This window comes from Burkholderia sp. IDO3, from assembly GCF_003366075.1.
Taxonomy (GTDB): Bacteria; Pseudomonadota; Gammaproteobacteria; order Burkholderiales; family Burkholderiaceae; genus Burkholderia; species Burkholderia anthina.
In genome coordinates this window covers 1261992-1279685 of the sequence record NZ_CP028962.1, presented here as the reverse complement: position 1 = coordinate 1279685, position 17694 = coordinate 1261992, and the positions used below count along the sequence as shown (strand labels likewise).

Annotated in this window: 12 protein-coding genes; 3 read left to right on the top strand and 9 right to left on the bottom strand. The window is 68.8% G+C overall.

Translation table 11 applies throughout. The features are described 5' to 3' along the window. Window positions 1-89: 89 nt before the first annotated feature. The 6 genes from DCN14_RS05925 to DCN14_RS05900 form a co-directional block, all read right to left on the bottom strand. Window positions 90-1187: a transglutaminase family protein gene (locus DCN14_RS05925; RefSeq protein WP_096499152.1), complete on the bottom strand. Its 1098-nt coding sequence runs from the start codon at window positions 1185-1187 to the stop codon at window positions 90-92. Continuing rightward, the gene (locus DCN14_RS05920) at window positions 1181-3787 is read right to left on the bottom strand and encodes a circularly permuted type 2 ATP-grasp protein (protein ID WP_096499345.1); all 2607 of its coding nucleotides are present in this window, start codon (window positions 3785-3787) and stop codon (window positions 1181-1183) included. Before DCN14_RS05920 ends, DCN14_RS05925 begins: the two co-directional genes overlap by 7 nt. A 224-nt stretch (window positions 3788-4011) precedes the next feature. Further along, complete coding sequence (locus DCN14_RS05915; RefSeq protein ID WP_096499154.1) at window positions 4012-7431, bottom strand: transglutaminase family protein; 3420 nt, start codon at window positions 7429-7431, stop codon at window positions 4012-4014. Window positions 7432-7524: 93 nt separating this feature from the next. After that, the gene (locus DCN14_RS05910; RefSeq protein ID WP_096499156.1) at window positions 7525-8502 is read right to left on the bottom strand and encodes a transglutaminase family protein; all 978 of its coding nucleotides are present in this window, start codon (window positions 8500-8502) and stop codon (window positions 7525-7527) included. 8 nt (window positions 8503-8510) lie between these two features. Beyond that, a complete protein-coding gene (locus DCN14_RS05905; protein ID WP_096499158.1) occupies window positions 8511-9452 on the bottom strand; it encodes an alpha-E domain-containing protein in 942 nt (313 codons plus the stop codon). Window positions 9453-9516: 64 nt separating this feature from the next. Continuing rightward, window positions 9517-10932 (bottom strand): circularly permuted type 2 ATP-grasp protein, encoded by a 1416-nt coding sequence (locus tag DCN14_RS05900; RefSeq protein ID WP_096499347.1) that lies wholly within the window; start codon window positions 10930-10932, stop codon window positions 9517-9519. Window positions 10933-11563: 631 nt separating this feature from the next. On the opposite strand from DCN14_RS05900, the gene DCN14_RS05895 reads away from it, so the two are divergent. Further along, window positions 11564-12559: a LysR substrate-binding domain-containing protein gene (locus DCN14_RS05895; RefSeq protein WP_096499160.1), complete on the top strand. Its 996-nt coding sequence runs from the start codon at window positions 11564-11566 to the stop codon at window positions 12557-12559. Window positions 12560-12749: 190 nt separating this feature from the next. Then, the gene (locus tag DCN14_RS05890) at window positions 12750-13586 is read left to right on the top strand and encodes a cytochrome c (RefSeq protein ID WP_096499162.1); all 837 of its coding nucleotides are present in this window, start codon (window positions 12750-12752) and stop codon (window positions 13584-13586) included. A gap of 18 nt (window positions 13587-13604) precedes the next feature. On the opposite strand, the gene DCN14_RS05885 is transcribed toward DCN14_RS05890, so the two are convergent. Genes DCN14_RS05885 through DCN14_RS05875 form a run of 3 tightly spaced genes read right to left on the bottom strand, consistent with a single transcriptional unit; the run spans window position 13605 to window position 16579 of the window. Next, window positions 13605-14861: a Zn-dependent hydrolase gene (locus DCN14_RS05885; protein ID WP_096499164.1), complete on the bottom strand. Its 1257-nt coding sequence runs from the start codon at window positions 14859-14861 to the stop codon at window positions 13605-13607. Further along, window positions 14854-15396 (bottom strand): L-2-amino-thiazoline-4-carboxylic acid hydrolase, encoded by a 543-nt coding sequence (locus DCN14_RS05880; RefSeq protein ID WP_096499166.1) that lies wholly within the window; start codon window positions 15394-15396, stop codon window positions 14854-14856. The genes DCN14_RS05885 and DCN14_RS05880 overlap by 8 nt, the downstream gene beginning before the upstream one ends. Before the next feature lie 16 nt (window positions 15397-15412). Further along, window positions 15413-16579 carry a branched-chain amino acid ABC transporter substrate-binding protein gene (locus tag DCN14_RS05875; protein WP_096499168.1) on the bottom strand — a complete coding sequence of 389 codons (1167 nt, stop codon included), beginning with the start codon at window positions 16577-16579 and terminating at the stop codon, window positions 15413-15415. Between the two features lie 177 nt (window positions 16580-16756). Here DCN14_RS05875 and DCN14_RS05870 point away from each other — a divergent pair, with 177 nt between their 5' ends. Beyond that, complete coding sequence (locus DCN14_RS05870) at window positions 16757-17650, top strand: LysR substrate-binding domain-containing protein (protein ID WP_096499170.1); 894 nt, start codon at window positions 16757-16759, stop codon at window positions 17648-17650. Window positions 17651-17694 lie beyond the last annotated feature (44 nt).

The window sequence follows — 17694 nt, the reverse complement described above, 5'->3', positions numbered from 1 at the left end:
CGGGGTCCGATCCGTTCGCCGGCATGACCATGCTAGGCGTGCAGTATTAACGAAGACTTAAACGCCGAAACAGCACCGCCGCCGGCCGATCACGCCGTATCAGGCGCATCCTCGTCGAGCGGCTCGACCGTCACGCCGACCTTCAGCTCCTGGTCCGCGCCGCCGCCGCGAATCACGCCGCGCAGCGGCGTCACGTCCGCATAGTCGCGGCCGATCGACAACATCACGTAGTCGTCGCCCGGTGCACGATCGTTGGTCGGATCGAGCTGCAGCCAGCCGCCATCCTCCGGCCACGCAGGGTCGTACACGTCGACCCACGCGTGCGACGCATCCGCGCCGATCAATCGCGGCTGCCCGGGCGGCGGCTGCGTCAGCAGATAGCCGCTCACATAACGCGCGGCAAGCCCGAGCGAGCGCAGCGCGCCGATCATCACGTGCGCGAAATCCTGGCACACGCCCTTGCGCAAGCGGAGCGCATCGAGCGCGGTCGTCGTGATGTCGGTGCTGTTCGGCGTGTATGCGAAATCGGCGTGAATCCGCCGCATCAGATCCCATGCCGCCTGCACGAGCGGCCGCTGCGGCGTGAAGCTCTCGGCCGCATATGCGGCCAGCTCGGGATCGCACGCCACATGCGGCGACGCGAACACGAATTCGCTCGCGGCATCATACGGTTGCCCCGCACGAAACCGCAGGCGCTCGCGCACGGCTTCCCAGGCCGTCGCACACTCGGCATCGGGGTTCGCGATCGCGGGCGGCGGCGCACCGCGCGCGCCTTGCGACCACACGGGGGGCGTCACGCGTACGATACTGCGGCTGCGTACGAACAGCGTGTCGTGCGGCTGGTTCAGCGCGAACGACGCCCGTGCGTTGCCGAATGCGTCGATCTCGGTGCCGACCGCTTCGGGCACCGGTTCGATCTCCAGCGCGAACGACAGCACCTGCTGGCGCAGCGTCGCGAGCGGCTGCAGCCGCGCCTGATGCTGCGCGGACTCGACGCGCGCGGCGTAACGGTATTCGGTGTCGTGCGTCACGCGCAGCAAGCGGCCGGGCGCGACGGCAGCCGGCGTGGCCGGCACGGTCGGCGCCGCCGGTGTTTTCGGCACGGTGCGTGTCGCCGGCGTCGCAGCCGTGGCGTTGCCGGAACCGGATGCGGGCGGCATCTTCGCCGTGTGTTTCGGCGTCACCATAGCGTCCTGCCCGCCTCGCGTACGTGACTGAAATAACGTTCGCCGATCCGGTTCGACAGATCCCACACGGCCTTCACCGTCGTATCGAGCGCTTCGAGCAGCTTGTCGTGCCGGCCGTCGTCGCCGGTTTCGCACAGTTCGTGCAGCGACCACGCGGGCACGTCGGGAATCGTCTCGGCCAGCTCGGACAGCGCATAGCCTTCGCTGTGCTCGACCTTCGTCAGCCGGCCGCGCAGCGCCTGCACGACCCAGCCGAGCGAGCGCGGGTTGTCGGTGTCGAGCACCGCGAGCGACAACAGCGGCGCGACGTCGAAGCCGCGCTGGAAACGCGAGCGGAACGTGATCGTGCTGTCGAACAGCTCCAGCACGAGCTCGAAGCCGTCCTGCCGGTGCACGGCGCCCTCTTCGAACGCGAACTTCAGCACGCTGCACAGGAAGTCCAGCCGGTCGATCTGCCGGCCGATCGACAGCAGCCGCCAGCCGTCGTCGCGCGTCATGTTGTCAGTCTGCGCGCCGGTAATCGCGCCGAGCAGCAGCCCGAGGCGTTCCAGCAGTTGCAGCGCCTCGTTGCCGATCTGCTCCTCGGCTTCCGGGTGATCGGCGCTGTCGGCAAAGAGTTGCGTCGCGTCGTCGATCAGCCGCCACTGATCGCTCGACAGCCGCTCGCGAATCGCGGCGGCCGCGCCGCGCATCCCGAACAGGCAGGATGCGATGCCGGACGTGCGGTCCGCGCCGCGTGTCAGCGACGTCGCCAGCGCGTGCTGGAACGCGCGCGGCGCATCGACGGCGTTCGGCGCGTCGGAGGCGATCAGGCCGGTGTCGCGGCACAGCGTGTCGATCAGCTCCAGATGGGCGGGGCTGTCGACGTCGTCCTCGCCGCGCAGCCGTTCGAGCGCGGCACGTGCGAGACGCATCAGGTTGGTCGCGCGCTCGGTGTAGCGGCCGAGCCAGAACAGGTTCTCGGCCGCGCGGCTCGCGATCGCGCGCGGGCGCCCGACGAGATCGTCGGGGCCGAGATGCGTCTGCAGCAGCGTCGTCGAATCGACGATGCCTTCGGTCATCACCCACGTATCGACGGTGCTGCCGCCGCGCGGCATCGGCGCATTGAACAACGTGTCGCGCGTGCCGACCCGCGACAGTCCGCCCGGCAGGAGACGCCAGCGCTGCGCGCCGTCGGCGAGCGCGAACACGCGCAGCAGCAGCGGCTTCGGCACGATGCGCGCGCCGCCATTGCCATCGTGCGCGTCGTGCCCCGGCCAGGTGGGCGCCTGCGACAGCGGCAGGTCGGCCTGCACCGTGTAATGCTCGGGCCGCGCCAGAATCCGCGCGCGCCACTCGGCGAGCTGCGCCTGCGTGAGCCGCGCGCCGATCACCGGATCGAACGCGCCGCCCGCCTGCGCATCGGGCGGATACGACGGCTTCACGATGCCGCGCGCGAGTTGCGGCAGTGCGTCTTCGCACGCGGCTGCCTCGCCGCACCACCACGAATGCACGGCAGGCAGCGTCAGCGTTTCGCCGAGCAGCCCTTCCGCCAGGCGCGGCATGAAACCGAGCACGCCCGGCGATTCGAGAAAGCCCGAGCCCGGCGCGTTCGCGAGCAGCACGTTGCCGGCGCGCACGGCCTGCAGCAGCCCCGGCACGCCGAGCAGCGAATCGGGCCGCAGCTCGAGCGGATCGAGCCACGCGTCGTCGACGCGGCGCAGGATCCCGTGCACGGGTTCGAGCCCGCGCAATGTCTTCAGGAATACGCGGTTGTCGCGCGCGGTCAGGTCGCCGCCCTCGACCAGCGTGAGGCCAAGGTAGCGCGCGAGATACGCATGCTCGAAATAGGTCGCGCTGTGCGGCCCCGGCGTCAGCAGCACGATCCGCGATTTCCGGGCGGCCGGACTCAGCGCCTGCATGCTCTGCAGCAGCGAACGGTACGCGGACGCGAGCCGCTGCACGCGCAGCCCGCGGAATCCGCGCGGAAAGAGCCGCGACACGATCAGCCGGTTTTCGAGCAGATAGCCGAGGCCGGCTGGCCCCTGCGTGTGCTGCGCGACGATCCGCCATTGTCCGTCGGGCCCGCGCGCGAGATCGAACGCGACGACGTGCAGCCACGTATCGCCCGGCACGCGTGCGCCGCGCATCGCGCGCAGGTAGCCGGGATGCCCGGTCACGAGCGCGGGCGGCAGCAGCCCGCGCTGCAGGATCGTCTGCGGCCCGTACAGGTCGGCCATCGTCGCGTTCAGCAGCCGCACGCGCTGCAGCACGCCACGCTCGATCGCGACCCAGTCCTCGGGCGTGACGATCAGCGGCAGCAGGTCGAGCGACCACGGCCCGGCCGCGCCGTCGCCCGCGCGTTGTTCGTGCAGTTGATAGAACAGGCCGTTCTCGCGCATGCGCCGCTGCAACGCTTCGGCGCGGCGATCGAGGTCGGCCACGCCGTCGCTGCCGATCGACGTGAAAAAGCTGCGCCACGCCGGTGCGAGCGGCGGCGCGTTGAGGCCGGCGGCGCTGCCGCGCAGTTCGTCGTAGCGGCCTGCGGCGGCAGGCGCCGCGAGCGCGGCGGCCAGTTCCGCGGCGTCCGGCTGCGCGCCGGTATCGAAGAGCGTGGGCATCGCGTCGGCGGCGGCGAGATCGTCGGGGTGAATGGGCGGCACGGGTGTCGTTCCGTCGTCAGGATGCGGCGGCGCCCGCGCGCCGCCGCATCGGCAATCGAGCGCGGCAGGCGCGGCGAGCGGGTGCAATCTGCCCGCATCCTAGCACTCCGTCGGGGCCGCCATCGGCCGGCGGGCCGGGAAGGCGCGAATCGCGCATCGGCATCCGTCCTTTCATCCGGAGATCAGGGCCGTCGCAGGTCGAGCGTGAACGGGAATTCGCGGCTCGGCGCGGCGGCCTCGACCGTCATCCGCCCCGGCGTGTGTCCCATCGCGACGAAGCGCGCGAGCCGGCGGCTTTCGGCCTCGTAGGCATTGACGGGAAACGTCGCGTAGTTGCGCCCGCCCGGATGCGCGACGTGATACCGGCAGCCGCCGAGCGAGCGCTGCAGCCACGTATCGACGATGTCGAACGTGAGCGGCGCATGCACGCCGATGGTCGGATGCAGCGCCGACGGCGGCGCCCACGCCTTGTAGCGCACGCCCGCGACGTACTCGCCGACGGTGCCGGTCGGCTGCAGCGGCAGCGCGCGGCCGTTGACGGTCACGACGTGCCGGTTGTCGTTCAGCCCCGTCACGCGCACCTCGAGCCGCTCGACCGACGAATCGACGTAGCGCACGGTGCCGCCGGGCGCCCCCTCCTCGCCCATCACGTGCCACGGCTCCAGCGCGCCGCGCAGCGACAGTTGCATCCCGTTCACCGCGATCTGGCCGAACAGCGGGAAGCGGAATTCGAAGTGCGGCGCGAACCACGCGGAATCGAACGCGAAACCGGCGTCGCGCAGCTCCGCCAGCACGTCGTCGAAATCCATCTTGAGGAACGCCGGCAGCATGAAGCGATCGTGCAGCGCGGTGCCCCAGCGCGTGAGCGGCGTCGTGTACGGCGCGGCCCAGAAGCGCGCGACCAGCGCACGCAGCAGCAGTTGCTGCACGATGCTCATCCGCGCATGCGGCGGCATCTCGAACGCGCGCAGTTCGAGCAGGCCGAGCCGCCCGGTCGGCGAATCGGGCGAATACAGCTTGTCGATGCAGAATTCGCTGCGGTGCGTGTTGCCGGTCACGTCGATCAGCAGGTTGCGCAGCACGCGGTCGACGAGCCACGGCGGCATGTCCTGCCCGTACAGCAGCTTGTTGCGCTGGATCTCGGCGAACGCGATGTCGAGTTCGTAGAGCTGGTCGTTGCGCGCCTCGTCGACGCGCGGCGCCTGGCTCGTCGGACCGATGAAGAGCCCGGAGAACAGGTACGACAGCGACGGATGGTTGTGCCAGTACGCGATCAGGCTCGCGAGCAGGTCCGGACGGCGCAGGAACGGGCTGTCGGCCGGCGTCGCGCCGCCGAGCACGAAGTGGTTGCCGCCGCCGGTGCCGACGTGCCGGCCGTCGACCATGAACTTCTCGCTCGACAGTCGCGACTGCCACGCGGCGTCGTAGAGGAATTCGGTCTGATCGACGAGTTCGCCGAAGCTTCTGGCCGGATGAATGTTCACCTCGATCACGCCGGGGTCGGGCGTGACCTGCAGCAGCTTGAGCCGCGCATCGCGCGGCGGCGGATAGCCTTCGAGCACGAGCTTCACGTCGAGCGCGTGCGCGGTCAGCTCGATCGCCGCGAGCAGGTCGAGATAATCCTCGAGCGCGGCCAGCGGCGGCATGAAGAGATACAGGATGCCGTTGCGCACTTCGGCGCACAGCGCGGTGCGCGTGATCCATGCGGCCGATTCGAAGCGCTCGGGGTGACGATGTGCGTCCTGCGTGCCCTGTTCGGTGGCCCCGGCACTTGCTCCCGTGCCGTCGTTGCGCCACTGCATGACGGTCTGCGCAGACGTTTCACGATGCACGCCCGCCAGATAGCGCGGCGCATCGGCGGCGCCCGCGTGTCGCGCACGCAATGCCGCCGCGTCCGGCAGCGCATCGCGCGGCGCGAACGGATCGCGTTCGACCAGGTACGGATAGTCGGCGCTGCCGACCCACGGCAGCGAATCGAGCGGCAACCGATAGCCCATCGGCGAATCGCCGGGCACGAGATACATGCGCTCGTCGCGGAAGAACCACGGCCCCGTCTGCCAGCGCGGACCGTCGAGGCTCGCCTCCTCCGTGCGCTTGATCGGCAGCACGTAGCCGACCACGCTGTCGAGCTGCTGCTCGAACACCTTGCGCAGCCGCGCGCGTTCGAGCTCGTCGTCCAGACGCGAATCGAACGGGTCGACGTTGACCGGCAACCGGCGTTCGCGCCACAGGTAGTACCACACGTCCTCGTAACCGGGCCGCACGAATTCGTCGGTCAGCCCGAGCCGCGCGGCCAGCGCGTCGATGAAACGCTTCGCGTCGCCGGTCGTGCAGGCGGACGGCTCGCGCTCGTCGGCGAACAACGACGGATCGTGCCACACGGGCTGCCCGTCGGCGCGCCAGAAGATCGACAGCGCCCAGCGCGGCAGCTGCTCGCCCGGATACCACTTGCCCTGCCCGAAATGCAGGAAGCCGCCTGCGCCGTACTCGGCGCGCAGCCGCTGCACGAGTTCGGTCGCATAACCGCGCTTGGTCGGGCCGAGCGCATCGGTGTTCCATTCAGCGCCGTCGCGATCCTCGATCGACACGAAGGTCGGCTCGCCGCCTTGCGTCAGCCGCACGTCACCGGCCGTCAGCGCGCCGTCGACCTGCGCGCCGAGCGTGCGGACCGCGTCCCATTGCTGCTCCGTATACGGCTTCGTCACGCGCGGCGATTCGTACACGCGCGTCACCGTCATCGCGTGCTCGAACGACACTTCGCATTCGTCGATCAGCCCTTCGACCGGCGCCGCGCTGGTCGGCTGCGGCGTGCACGCGAGCGGGATATGGCCTTCCCCGGCGAGCAAGCCCGACGTCGGGTCGAAGCCGATCCAGCCCGCGCCCGGCAGGTAGACCTCGCACCACGCGTGCAGGTCGGTGAAGTCGACCGACGTGCCGCTCGGGCCATCGAGCGCCTTCACGTCGGGCGTGAGCTGGATCAGGTAGCCGGACACGAAGCGTGCGGCGATGCCGAGATGCCGGCACAGCTGCACGAGGAGCCATGCGCTGTCGCGGCACGATCCGGACGCGAGTTCGAGCGTTTCTTCGGGCGTCTGCACACCCGGTTCCATCCGCACGAGATAACCGATGTCGCGCTGCAGCTGCTGGTTCAGCGCGACGAGGAAGTTCACGGTGCCGGCCGGCGTGCGGTCGACGCCGTCGACGTATGCACGGAACAGCGGTGCCGCACTCGTTTGCGGATCGCATGCGAGATACGGCGCGAGTTCGGTCTTCAGCGCGTCGTCATAGCTGAACGGGTATTGCTCCGCGCTCGCTTCGAGAAAGAAGTCGAACGGGTTGTACACCGACATCTCGGCGACCAGATCGATCGTGATCTCGAAGTGCTCGGTGCGCTCCGGAAACACGAGCCGCGCGAGATAGTTCGAGAACGGATCCTGCTGCCAGTTGATGAAGTGCTGCGCCGGGTCGACCGTCATCGAATATGCGACGATCGGCGTCCGGCAGTGCGGCGCGGGCCGCAGCCGCACGACCTGCGGACCGAGGTTCACGGGCCGGTCGTAGCGGTAGCGGGTGGTGTGATGCAGCGCGACGTGGATAGGCATGGGGAAGCCGCTCGGTTCGGGTTGGGCCGCCCGCGCGCGCCGCGTCGCCGCTGCTGCGGCGGCACGGCACGACGGGTTCGGCGAAGGTGCGTGTCAGACCAGTTCCGGCGACTGCACGACGCTGATCTCGACGCCGGTGGCGCGCGCGCCGAGCCCCGTCACCGGCTGCGCATCGCGAGAGTCGAGACCGACGGCGATGCGCACGTAACGCTCGTCCGGGCAGCGGTTCATGAACGGATCGAAGCCGACCCAGCCGAGCCCTTCGACATAGGCCTCGGCCCATGCATGGCCGGCGGGCTGCTGCATCAGCGCAACGCCCTGCGGCTGCGCGGCGAGCGCCGCGTGCGGCGCACCCTGCGACTGCGCGGCATGCGACGCGCCGAGCACCTGCTGCATGCCGTCGCCGCTCTGCAGCGCGAGCGCTTCCTCCGCGTCTTCGCCGCCGGCGCTCTGCTTCGCGTCGGCGATCCGCTGCATCGCGCTGTCGGCGAGCACGTAGCCGGAGATATAGCGCGCGGGCACCTTCAGCGCACGCGCGGCCGCGATGAACGCATGCGCATGGTCGCGGCTCGTCCCCTCGCCGTTTTGCAACGCGGTTTCGGCATCGACGGGCGCATCCGCCGCCAGGTTCGGCGCATATGCGATGCGGCCGTGCACTTCCGTCATCAGCCAGTGCAGCGCATCGAGGCTGCGCGGCTCGATCGGCAGCGCCTGCGTGAGCTCGCGCACGAGTTCGCCCGCTTTCGTGAGCGCGGTTTCGCGCTCGAAGATCCAGGGCGGCGCATAACCCTCCGGATTGCCGACGATGCCCGCGCGATCCTGTGTTTCGACGACGCCGGCGGCGACCACGACGATCTCGTGCTTCGCGCCGCGTTCGTGACGCACGAGATCGATCTGGTTGCCGAGCCCGTCCGCATACGACAGCGTCGGCTCGACGCCGTCGATCGTGACCTGCCACGCGCGCACCGTCTGCCCGGGCCCCGATTGCGGGCGCAGCCGCAGCCGTTGCAGCGCATGGGTGGCTTGATCGTCGAACTGATAACGCGAAATGTGTCGAATGGCGAGTCGCATGGCAAGTCTCAGTCGAAGTTGTAGGCCTGGGCGATGTCGGCCCCGAGGCTGTTGTTGCGGCCGATGAAATCGGTCAGGAACTCGTGCAGGCCGCTCTTGAAGATTCGCTCGACCGTGGTATCGGACAGCATCTGCAGAATCTTCGTGGCCGTGTCGTGACACGGGTGTGTCACGCCGTAATCCTTCGCGAGCAGGTTCAGGCTCGACACGACGCGCCCGTAGCAATAGCGCAGCGAACGCGGCATGCGGCCGTTCAGGATCAGGTAGTCGGCGATGTTCATCGGCTTGTACTGCACGTCGTACACCCAGCGATACGACCGGTGCGCGGCCACGCAGCGCAGGATCGTCTCCCACTGGTAGTTGTCGAGAATCGTGCCGACGTGCGACACCGACGGCAGCAGCAGGTGGTATTTCACGTCGAGGATGCGCGCGGTGTTGTCCGCGCGCTCGACGAATGCGCCGATCTGCGCGAAGTCGAAGATCTCGTTGCGCAGCATCGTGCTGTAGAAACTGCCGAGTATCAGCGCGGTTTCGCGCTTCACCTCGTCGAGCACGGCCGGCAGCGCGCTCTCCGGCACCGGCTGCGCAAGCGCGCCGCACAGCGCGAGCCATGCACCGTTCACGCTCTCCCACGCTTCGCGCGTGAGCGCCGTGCGTACCATCCGTGCGTTCGAGCGCGCGGCCTCGATGCACGACAGCACGCTCGACGGGTTGTCGCGGTCGCGCAGCAGGTAGTCGGTCACGGTATCGGCGGCATAGGCGTCGTACTTCTGACGATAGCCGTCGTCCGCGCCCGAGCTGACCAGCACCGACGACCATTCGGCCGGCGCGTCGGACGTGCGCGTGAGCGCCATTCGCAGCCCGGCATCGACGATGCGCGCGATGTTTTCCGCGCGCTCGATATAGCGGTACATCCAGTAGAGACCGCTCGCAGTTCGTCCCAGAAGCATCTCGTGTCCACTCCGTCTTCGTTCGGTTCGCGTGCCGGCTGCGGCACGCGCGGTCGTGCCCGGCTCAGTCGGCCAGCACCCAGGTGTCCTTGGTGCCGCCGCCCTGGCTCGAGTTGACGACGAGCGATCCTTCCTTCAGCGCGACGCGCGTGAGCCCGCCCGGCGTGATGCGGATCCGGTCCGACACCAGCACGAACGGCCGCAGGTCGACGTGGCGCGGCGCAAGGCCCGCTTCGGTCAGGATCGGCGTCGTGGACAACGCCAGCGTGGGTTGCGCGATGTAGTTCGCGGGCCGCGCGCGCAGCTTCGCCGCGAATGCTTCGAGTTCGGCCTTCGACGCGCACGGGCCGACCAGCATCCCGTAGCCGCCCGAGCCGTGCACCTCCTTCACGACCAGTTCGTCGAGATGGTCGAGCACGTACTTGAGGCTGTCGGCCTCGCCACAGCGCCAGGTCGGCACGTTCTCCAGCAGCGCCTTGCGGCCCGTGTAGAACTCGACGATCTCCGGCATGTACGAATAGATCGCCTTGTCGTCGGCGATGCCGGTGCCGGGCGCGTTCGCGATCGTGATGTTGCCGGCGCGATAGACGTCCATGATCCCGGCCACGCCGAGCACCGAATCGGGGCGGAACGTGAGCGGATCGAGGAATGCGTCGTCGACGCGGCGATACAGCACGTCGATCGGCCGGAAGCCTTCCGTGGTGCGCATCGCGACGCGGCCGTCGATCACCTGCAGGTCGCTGCCCTCGACGAGGTGCACGCCCATCTGGTCGGCGAGGAACGAATGTTCGTAGTACGCGGAATTGTGGATGCCGGGCGTGAGCACGGCGATGGTCGGATTGTCGGCGTTGCCGCCCGGCGGGCATACGGCCGCGAGCGACTGGCGCAGCATCTGCGGATAGGTCTCGACCGGGCGCACCTTGACCTGCTGGAACAGCTCCGGGAAGAGCTGCATCATCGTCTCGCGGTTTTCCAGCATGTACGACACGCCCGACGGCGTGCGCGCGTTGTCCTCGAGCACATAGAACGCGTTCTCGCCGGTGCGCACGATGTCGACGCCGATGATGTGCGTGTAAACGTTGCCAGGCGGCCGGAAATCGATCATTTCCGGGATGAATGCTTCGTTGTGCGCGATCAGGTGCTTCGGCACGATGCCCGCGCGCACGATTTCCTGGCGGTGGTAGATGTCGTCGAGGAACGCGTTGAGCGCCATCACGCGCTGCTCGATGCCGAGCGACAGCCGGCTCCATTCGGCACCCGAAATGATGCGCGGGACGATATCGAACGGAATCAGCCGCTCGGCGGCCTGGGCGTCGCCGTACACGGCGAACGTGATGCCCGTCCTGCGGAACACGCCTTCCGCGTCGTGGGCTTTCTGGGCGAGGCTCGCGGGGTTCTGCGTGTCGAGCCACTGCTTCAGGCGCGCATAAGGCGCCCTGACCATTTCGCCGGATTGCAACATTTCATCGAACGGTTTCATCGAATTGTTCTCCATCGTTCTCCCCGGCATTGCGCATGCCGGACCGGCGTAATCACTGCTTTGCAAGGAACGTGCCTTGCCTGCCCCCCGTCGATTCCCCCTTTTCGCGTCATCGGCGCACGCCTGCGCGCCACGCCGCACCACGACGGTGCACGGTGGCTCGAACCCGCGCATCGGCGCGCCGCGATCGCGCGGCCGGCGCCGCGCCTGTCGAACATAGTTTCCCCGCATGTCACGCGTGTGCAATCTGCACTGCACCAATGCGCGCGTCGCGCGGCCCTTGCGCGATGCGGCGGCCCGTGCCGGCCATCGTCCTGCCCGCGTGCCCCGCCCGTCGCGACGGGTTTCGCGAAGGGCGGGCCAGCCACGCACCCGGCGCGGCCGGCCCTGGGGAAGTACCGTCTGCGGCTGCACCGTCGTTCGACGCGATGAACCAACCGGTTAGCCGGGTCCGGCGCCTCAAACGTATGCAGCCGTAATGCCGCCGACAACGCTCATGCATATTTCGACTGACACCCATCGAAAAAAAACATCGGCCGGGCATGCACGAGGCGCGGTAGGCTAGAAGGTTCGTGCAGCGAAACGGCGCCGCCGCCCCGTGGGCGCCCGACTATAAAAAGCGAAGATCGAAATGGAAGCAAAGTGGCTGGAAGATTTCCTGAGCCTCGCGGATACCAAGAGCTTTTCCCGGGCCGCGCGTCATCGGCATCTCACGCAGTCGGCATTCAGCAGACGAATAGCCGCACTCGAAACGTGGATGGATGCGAAGCTCGTCGACCGCAGCATCAATCCGGTCGCGCTGACGCCGGCCGGCCAGATGTTCCGCGGGCTGGCCGCCGACATCCTGCGCAGCATGTATGCGGCACGCAATCTCGTGAACGGCTACGACCAGTTCGCGGCGAGCGACCAGGTCGTGCGTTTTGCGGTCGCGCATACGCTCGTGTTCACGCTGTTTCCCGAATGGCTCAAGCAACTGAACGGCGAAGTCGGCCACGTGACCGCGCGCGTCAATGCGGTGAACGTGCCCGAGGGCGTGCAGCAGCTGGTCGAAGGTGAATGCGACCTGCTGCTCGGCTATCACCATCCGCAACTGCCGATCGTGCTCGATCCGAACCACTTCCCGTTCGTCACGCTCGGCGTCGAACGGATCCTGCCGGTGTCGACGCCCGACGCGCGCGGCAAGCCGGTCTTCGAACTGCCGGGCACGCCGGACGCGCCGCTGCCGCTGCTCGCGTATTCGTCGGGCGCGTTCCTCGGCAACGTCGTGGAGATGCTGCTGCTGAACGCGTCCGAGTCGTATGCGCTGCATCGGTGCTTCGAGACGCACATGTCCGAAGCGCTGAAGGGCATGGTCGTGGCCGGGCACGGCATCGGCTGGCTGCCGGAGAGTTGCGTCGCGAAGGAACTCGCGGAAGGTTCGCTCGTGCGCGCAGGCTCGGAACACTGGATCACCGAGCTCGAGATCCGCCTGTACCGGTCGGCGCGCAAGCGCGGGCTCGCCGCCGAACAGCTGTGGACCTACATCATGAACCGGCCGCGCACCGCGGCCGCCGACACGATCGCCGCCGAACGCGCGCCCGCGCCGGCCGTTCGCATCGCGCGTCGCAGCGCAGGCGGCAGCCGGTAACGCAGCGCGCGCACGCTTCGCCGCAGCGCGGCATCCGTCGTTACTGTTCGGCCCGATCCCTGGCGCTACGCCGCTCCCGCGCCGAAGTCGCCAGCGCCGCCCGTACCGGATAGACTGTCGCCCGATTCCATCCATCGGCCGCGGCGCCCGCCTTCCCGTCGCCGCCGGAACGCCCTTCCACGGAGAACGAATGCCGAAGCGCCAGTGGTTTTCGCTGTTGCTGCTGACGATGTGCCTGATCGCCGCGCGCGCATCCGCGCAGTCCTCGCTCGAACTCGATACCGACGGCACGCCGCGCGTCCTGACGCGGCAGGCGCTGCTTGCCCGCCCCGACGCAACCGACATTCATGTGCCGCGCGACATCGCGTACGGCCGGCCGATGACGTTCCGCGCGGTGCCGTTTGCCGCGCTGCTCGGCGACATGCCGCTGCCGGCGGCCGGCGTGCTCGAAACGCGTGCGGCCGACGGCTTCGCCGCGCAACTGCCGCTGGATCTCGTGCGCCGCGGCGCGCCGGCCGGCGCCGTTGCGTGGCTCGCGATCGAGGACCCCGCTCGTCCGTGGCCGAAGCTGCCGGGCAAGCCGGTCAGCGCCGGGCCGTTCTATCTCGTGTGGCTGGGGCCGGACGCGTCGTCGGTGCGCGGCGAGCAGTGGCCTTATCAGATCGTGCGGATCACGATCGAATCGTCGCCGCTCGCGCGCTGGCCGTCGCTCGCCGTCGATCCGGCGCTGCCGGCGAACGATCCGGCCCGCGCGGGGCAGCGACTGTTCGTCACGCAATGTCTCGCGTGCCACCGGCTCGACGGCGCGGGCAGCAGCCATGCCGGCCCGGACCTGAACACGCCGATGAACCCGGTCGACTACTTCCAGCCCGCCGCGCTGCGCCGCTACATCCGCAATCCGGCGTCGGTGCGCGACTGGCCGGGCCGCGTGATGCCGGCCTTCCCGCCCGATCAGTTGAGCGACCGGGAACTCGACCAGATCGTCGCTTACCTCACCTACATGGCACGGCGCAAAGCCGGCAAGTAAGCCGCGCCGGCGCGCCGCTCAGACGCCCGGCTCCTGCGCGCTCCGCAACACCGCGCGCAGCAGCACGTCGGCGCCGGCCGCCGCCCATTCCGGCGTGATCGCCTCGGCCTCGTTGTGGCTCAAGCCGTCGACGCACGGCACGAAGATCATGCCGGTCGGCGCGACGCGCGCGACATAGCACGCGTCGTGGCCCGCGCCGGACACGATGTCCATGTGCGACAGCCCGAGCGCCTGCGCCGCATCCCGCACCGCACCGATGCAGGCCGGTGCGAACGGCACCGGCGGATACTTGAAGATCTGCTCGATCTGCGCGCCGAGCCCGGCGGCATCGGCCACGCGCGCCAGCTCCGCACGCAACGCGGCATCGAGTGCGTCGAGCACCGCATCGTCAGGATGACGAAATTCCACCGTGAAGAAGCAGCCGCCCGGCACCGTGTTGCGCGAATTCGGCCGCGCTTCGATCATCCCGACCGTCGCACGTGCGTGCGGCGCATGGCGCCGGCCGAGCGCATCGACGAATTCGATCATCCGCGCGGCACCCACGAGCGTGTCGCGGCGGAATTCCATCGGCGTCGTGCCCGCGTGCGCATCGACGCCCGTGAGCGTCACCTCGTACCAGCGCTGCCCCTGCCCGGCCGTCACGACGCCGATCGTCTTGCCGGCGCGCTCCAGAATCGCACCCTGCTCGATATGCAGTTCGTACGCGGCATGCAGCGGATACCCGCCGACCGGCTCCGTGCCCGCATAGCCGATCCGCTCGAGCTCCTCGCCGATCGTCTTGCCCGCGCCGTCGGTGCGCGACAGCCCGTATTCGAGCGTATAGACGCCGGAGAACACGCCGGCCGAAATCATCGCCGGCGCGAAACGCGAGCCTTCCTCGTTGGTCCAGATCACGACGTCGATCGGGCGCTCGGTCTCGATGCCCGCATCGTTGAGCGCGCGCACGACTTCGAGGCCGCCGAGCACGCCGTAGATGCCGTCGTAGCGGCCGCCCGTCGGCTGCGAATCCGCGTGCGAACCGGTCAGCACCGGCGCCGCATCGGGATTGCGGCCCGCGCGGCGCGCGAACACGTTGCCCATCCGGTCCACGCGCACCGTGCAGCCGGCGTCGCGCGCCCACTGCGCGAACAGGTCGCGCGACTCGCGATCGAGATCGGTCAGCGCGAGACGGCAGACGCCGCCCTTCGGCGTCGCGCCGATCTGCGCCATCCGTTCGAGCGACGCCCACAGGCGCTCGCCGTCGACGCGCGGCGCAAGCGCGAGGTCGTCACGCATTGCCGCGCTCCGGTGCGTTGTCGCGCGGCGCGGTCTGCAGCGCATAGCGGAAATCGCAGCGCTTGCCGCCCTGCATGATCGTGCTCGTGCGCGTCAGCGCGATGCGCGGGTCGTAGCCGTCGATGAAGTAACTGTCGCGTGCGCAGCTCAGCAGGTGGCCGATCTCGCCGAGCCCCATCGCGTGATACATCTCCGCGTAGCTGCAACGATGCACGTCGTAGTCGTAGTGCGCGTCGTCCGCGCGGCGCACTTCGACGTCGAGCGCATCGTCCTTCTCCCACAGCACCTGCAGCGCGATGAACGACTGCACGCTCGTGCCGTCGGGTTCCTGCGCGGCGAACGCGCGGCCCGCGTCGACGGCCGCGCCGCGTACCGCTTCCGCGATCACGGCCTGCGCGCGTTCGGTGCCGAATTCGCGCTTCATGATCTCGTAGATCGGCTTGATGATTTCCGCTTCGATGCGGCGCCGCGCGAGGATGCCGAGGCGCGCGTCCTCGGGCGCTGCGGCGGCGGATGCCTGGGTGGTATCGGTCATGGGGTCGTCTCCGTCGTTATTTCGCTGCGGTGCGCGCGCCGCCGAGCACGTCGACGACGGTCCACTTGCCGCCGCGCACTTGATAGATCGTGAATGCCGGATCCTTCAGATTGCCTTCGTTGTCGAACGCGATCCGGCCGGTCACGCCGGCACGGTCGATCGCACGCACGGCCGCGACGAGCTTCGCCGGCTGCGTCGTGCCGGCCTTTTGCGCGGCGGCGATCAGCGTGGCGGCCGCGTCGTACGCGAACGGCGCGTGCAGCTCGATCGGCGCGTGAAAGCGTGCGCGGTATTGCGCGTCGAACGCCTTGCCGCCCGGCATCCGGTCGAGCGGCAGGCCCGGTTCGAGCGCCGTCACGCCGTCGCCGTCCTTGCCGGCAAGCGACAGGAAGGTCTGGCTCACGAAGCCGCCCGCGCCGAGCAGCGTCGCGTTCACGCCGAGCTGGCGCATCCGGCGCGCGATCGGTGCCGCTTGCGCATCGAGCCCGCCGAAGAACACGAGATCCGCGCGCTTGCCCTTGATCGCGGTCAGCACGCCGCTGAAGTCGGTGGTCTTGTCGTTCACGTACTGGCGATCGACGATCGTGCCGCCGTTCGCCTGCACGCCCTTGATGAACTGGTCGGCCAGCCCCGCGCCGAACGACGTGCGATCGTCGATCACGGCGATGCGCTTCGCCTTCAGCGTCTTCACCGCATAGGTGCCGGTGAAGTTGCCGCCCGCATCGTCGTGACCCATGATCCGGAACGCCGTCGCGTAGCCCTGCTGCGTGTACTGGTGGCCGGTGGACGCCGGTGCGATCTGCGGAATGCCCGCATCGCGATAGACACGCGACGCCGGCACGCTGCAGCCCGTGTTCCAGTGGCCGACGACACCGATCACGTGCTGGTCGACGAGTTGCTGCGCGACCGCGACGGCCGTGCGCGGGTCGGACTGATCGTCGGCCGCGACGAGCTTGTAGACGACCGGCTTGCCGCCAATGCTCGGATGCTTCGCGTTGGCGTCGTCGATCGCGAGCTGCGCGCCGTTCTGCAGGTCCTTGCCGATCCGTGCGGACGGGCCGGTGAGCGGCGCGGCGAGGCCGATCAGGATCGTTTGCGGCGCGGATTGCGCGAAGGCGGGAACGGACGCGATCAGCGTGGCCGCGGAGAATGCGAGGCTGGCGGGAAGGAAAGCGATTTTCATGTGCGGGGATCAGCGGTTCGGATCAAAACATGAAAAATATTAAAGACTCAGCACCCACACCCCAAATATTCAATTGTTGGATGCTTATACGATTCCCAACACGATATCGTAATTACCTGTAAATACAGGATATTTTTATACTATCGCTTACCCCGACTTTTCTATAAAATTCGATACATGAAAAATATCGAACAATTGCCGCACGATCCGCCACTGCGCGCCGTCCGCGCGTTCGAGGCGTTCGCACGTCTCGGCTCGGTCACTGCGGCCGCGCACGAACTCGACATCACGCCGTCCGCGGTCAGTCACCAGCTGCAACTGCTCGAGGCATTCATCCAGACGCCGTTGACCGTGCGCGAAGGCCGGCTGCTCGCGCTCACCGACGAAGGGCGCGACTATTACCGCTCGATCAGCGCCGCGTTCTCGGTACTGCGCAGCGCGACGCGCTTCGTGCGCGATCGCTCGTCGCTGCGGCAAATCACGATCAGCCTGATCCCGCTGCTCGGCATCGGCTGGTTCATTCCGCGGCTGCATGCGTTCCTCGCCGACAACACCGACGTGGACGTGACCGTGCTGTATGCGCACCACCGCAACTACCGAAGCGACGCGTCGGACCTGTCGATCCGCTTCGGCACCGGCGACTGGCCCGGCTACCGCTGCGAGCGGCTGCTGCCGGGCGCGATGGTGCCGATGTGCAGCCCGTCGTTCCTGAAGCGCCACGGGCCGTTCCGCACGCCGGCCGACCTCGCCCGCGCCCCGCTCGTGCACGACGAGGATCGCAGCACGTGGGTCAACTGGCTGCAGGGCGCCGGCGTGCGCCATGTGTCGCACGCGGTCGGGCCGATGTTCGAGGACGGGCAGCTCACGCTGAGCGCGGCGCGCGCGGATCTCGGCGCCGCGCTGCTGCGCGCGCCGCTGGTCGAGCGCGAACTGGCCAGCGGCGCGCTCGTGAAGCTGTTCGATCACGCGCTCGACGATGGACGCGACTACTACCTGTGCACGCGCGAGGATGCGGATATGCCGGACGGCGCACGACGGCTGGCCGAATGGCTGAGGAAGATGGCGGCGTAAACGCGCGGACGGACGGCTGCCTGCGCCCCTGTCGGGCCTCGCTG

Coding starts and splice junctions, on each gene's coding strand:
- DCN14_RS05925 (WP_096499152.1), bottom strand. CDS start 1,187: ATGGTGACGCCGAAACACACGGCGAAGATGCCGCCCGCATCCGGTTCC.
- DCN14_RS05920 (WP_096499345.1), bottom strand. CDS start 3,787: ATGCCCACGCTCTTCGATACCGGCGCGCAGCCGGACGCCGCGGAACTG.
- DCN14_RS05915 (WP_096499154.1), bottom strand. CDS start 7,431: ATGCCTATCCACGTCGCGCTGCATCACACCACCCGCTACCGCTACGAC.
- DCN14_RS05910 (WP_096499156.1), bottom strand. CDS start 8,502: ATGCGACTCGCCATTCGACACATTTCGCGTTATCAGTTCGACGATCAA.
- DCN14_RS05905 (WP_096499158.1), bottom strand. CDS start 9,452: ATGCTTCTGGGACGAACTGCGAGCGGTCTCTACTGGATGTACCGCTAT.
- DCN14_RS05900 (WP_096499347.1), bottom strand. CDS start 10,932: ATGAAACCGTTCGATGAAATGTTGCAATCCGGCGAAATGGTCAGGGCG.
- DCN14_RS05895 (WP_096499160.1), top strand. CDS start 11,564: ATGGAAGCAAAGTGGCTGGAAGATTTCCTGAGCCTCGCGGATACCAAG.
- DCN14_RS05890 (WP_096499162.1), top strand. CDS start 12,750: ATGCCGAAGCGCCAGTGGTTTTCGCTGTTGCTGCTGACGATGTGCCTG.
- DCN14_RS05885 (WP_096499164.1), bottom strand. CDS start 14,861: ATGCGTGACGACCTCGCGCTTGCGCCGCGCGTCGACGGCGAGCGCCTG.
- DCN14_RS05880 (WP_096499166.1), bottom strand. CDS start 15,396: ATGACCGATACCACCCAGGCATCCGCCGCCGCAGCGCCCGAGGACGCG.
- DCN14_RS05875 (WP_096499168.1), bottom strand. CDS start 16,579: ATGAAAATCGCTTTCCTTCCCGCCAGCCTCGCATTCTCCGCGGCCACG.
- DCN14_RS05870 (WP_096499170.1), top strand. CDS start 16,757: ATGAAAAATATCGAACAATTGCCGCACGATCCGCCACTGCGCGCCGTC.